Genomic DNA, 2,209 nt, shown 5'->3' with positions numbered 1-2,209 from the left:
ACGCGGCGCCACCTCGCCGTGGTGGCGCTGCTGCGCGTGCCGCACGTGATCCTCGCGGTCAACAAGATCGACCTGGTGGATTTCTCGACGGATGCCTTCGCCGCCGTCGCGCGGGATGCCGAGGCCGTCGCGGCCGAGCTCGGCATCGACGACCTCTACGTGCTGCCGGTGTCGGCGCTTGAGGGCGACAACATCGTCGAGCGCTCGGAGCGCACGCCCTGGTACCGCGGTCCCGCGCTGCTCGAGCTGCTCGAGACGCTGCCGGCCGCGGACGCGCTCGAGTCTTCGGTGGCGGCGGCGTCGGGGCTCGGGAATCAGGAGCCCCGGCCGCTGCGGCTGCCGGTGCAGGTCGTGCTCCGCCCGCAGGGCGGCCTCGCGCCCGACATCGCCGTCGACCCCACGGAGGTCGAGCGCCTGCGCGACTACCGTGCGGTAGCCGGTCGCATCTCGAGCGGCACCGTGCGCATCGGCGACCGGGTCGAGATCTTCCCCTCCGGCATCGCGACCACGGTCACCGGCATCCGCGTCGCCGGCGCCGAAGCCGACGAGGCGACGGCTCCGCAGTCGGTGTCGCTCGAGCTCGCCGACGACGTCGACACCGCGCGCGGTGCGGTCGTCGTGACCGCGGGCTCTCTGCCGGCCGCGCGGCGGGAGTTCGACGCCGAACTGTTCCAGCTCGACGGGCGGACGCTGACCCCCGGCATCCGTGTTCTCGTCAAACACGGCACCGCGACCGTGCAGGCGATCGTCGCGCAGATCGAGTCGCGCTACGACCTCGACGCGCTGACGCACGCACCGGCGCAGGCGCTCGAGGTCAACGACATCGGGCGCGTGCGCGTGCGGCTCGCCGCCGACCTGCCGCTCGAGCCTTACCGCACCAGCCGGCACGGGGGCTCGTTCCTCGTGATCCATCCGTCCGACGGCGCGACGCTCGCCGCCGGCATCGTGCGCGACTGAACAGTCCGCACCCCCGCTCCACCCACCCCTGTCACATCGAACCCTGCCACACCGAACCCTGTCACATCGAACGAAGGAGGCGACACCGTGAACAACATCCGCACCGCGACCGTCATCACAACCCTGGGACTCGTGGCGGCCATGATGTCGGGCTGCGCCGCCGCCTCTGCCGACGCGGGCGGGACGACTGCTGAGCCGGTGGACGAGCTGCGCGTCGGCTACTTCGCGAACGTCACGCACGCCCCGGCGCTCGTCGGTGTGCAGGAGGGCCTCTTCGAGGACGCCCTCGGCGACGTCGAGGTCAGCACCCAGGTGTTCAACGCCGGACCCGCCGCGATCGAAGCTCTCTCGGCCGGCGCGATCGACGCCACCTACATCGGGCCGAACCCGTCGATCAACACGTTCATCCAGTCGGGCGGGCAGTCCGCGCGCGTCGTGGCGGGAGCTGCGACCGGCGGCGCCGCACTGGTCGTGCGCGAGGGCATCGACGACGCCGCCGACCTCGAGGGCACGACGCTCGCGACGCCGCAGCTCGGCAACACGCAGGACGTCGCCCTGCGCACGTGGCTCGCGGACCAGGGCTACGAGACCGACACCTCGGGCGGCGGCGACGTGCAGATCACGCCGACCGAGAACGCCCAGACGCTGACGCTGTTCCAGCAGGGCGAGCTCGACGGCGCGTGGCTGCCGGAGCCCTGGGTCTCGCGACTCATCGTCGACGCCGGTGCGCACGTGCTCGTCGACGAGGCAGAGCTGTGGGAGGACGGCGAGTTCCCCACCACGGTGCTGCTGGTGCGCGCGGAGTTCCTCGAGCAGCACCCCGACGTCGTCGCGGACCTCCTCGAGGGCCACGCCGCCGCCGTGCAGTGGATCGCCGACAACCCCGCCGACGCGTCCGCGGTGATCAACGGCGCGATCGCGGCTGAGACCGGCAAGCCGCTGGCCGACGAGGTCATCACGCGCGCGCTCGAGCACGTCACCTTCTCGGTCGACCCGCATGCCGACACGTTCGAGGCGCTCGTCGAGGACGGCGTCGCGGTGGGCACGCAGAAGGACGGCTCGATCGAGGGCCTCTTCGACCTGCGGCTGCTGAACGAGCTGCTCGAGTCCGACGGCGCCGACCCGGTGTCGGCGGCAGGGCTCGGCGAGGACTGACATGAGCTCGGTACCCGCTCCCGGCGCCGCGACGGCCGCGCCGCCCGCCGCTTCGGGTGGCTCGCCGCTCGCGCCGTCGGGTGGCTCGCCGCTCGGG

General features: G+C 72.7%; 2 protein-coding genes. Both read left to right on the top strand.

Going from position 1 to position 2,209, the window contains the following annotated elements; translation table 11 throughout:
• Nucleotides 1-957, top strand: a 957-nt coding sequence (locus MIC448_RS13240) for a sulfate adenylyltransferase (RefSeq protein WP_036300599.1), incomplete at its 5' end; no start/stop codon positions are given.
• Nucleotides 958-1,044: 87 nt separating this feature from the next.
• Complete coding sequence (locus MIC448_RS13235) at nucleotides 1,045-2,112, top strand: ABC transporter substrate-binding protein (RefSeq protein ID WP_036300598.1); 1,068 nt, start codon at nucleotides 1,045-1,047, stop codon at nucleotides 2,110-2,112.
• Nucleotides 2,113-2,209 lie beyond the last annotated feature (97 nt).

Origin of the sequence: Microbacterium sp. C448, from assembly GCF_000582705.2 — a bacterium.
In the GTDB taxonomy this organism is placed as follows: domain Bacteria; phylum Actinomycetota; class Actinomycetes; order Actinomycetales; family Microbacteriaceae; genus Microbacterium; species Microbacterium lacus_A.
The sequence above is the reverse complement of the archived record's forward strand: the minus strand, read 5'-3'. Positions and strand labels throughout refer to the sequence as shown.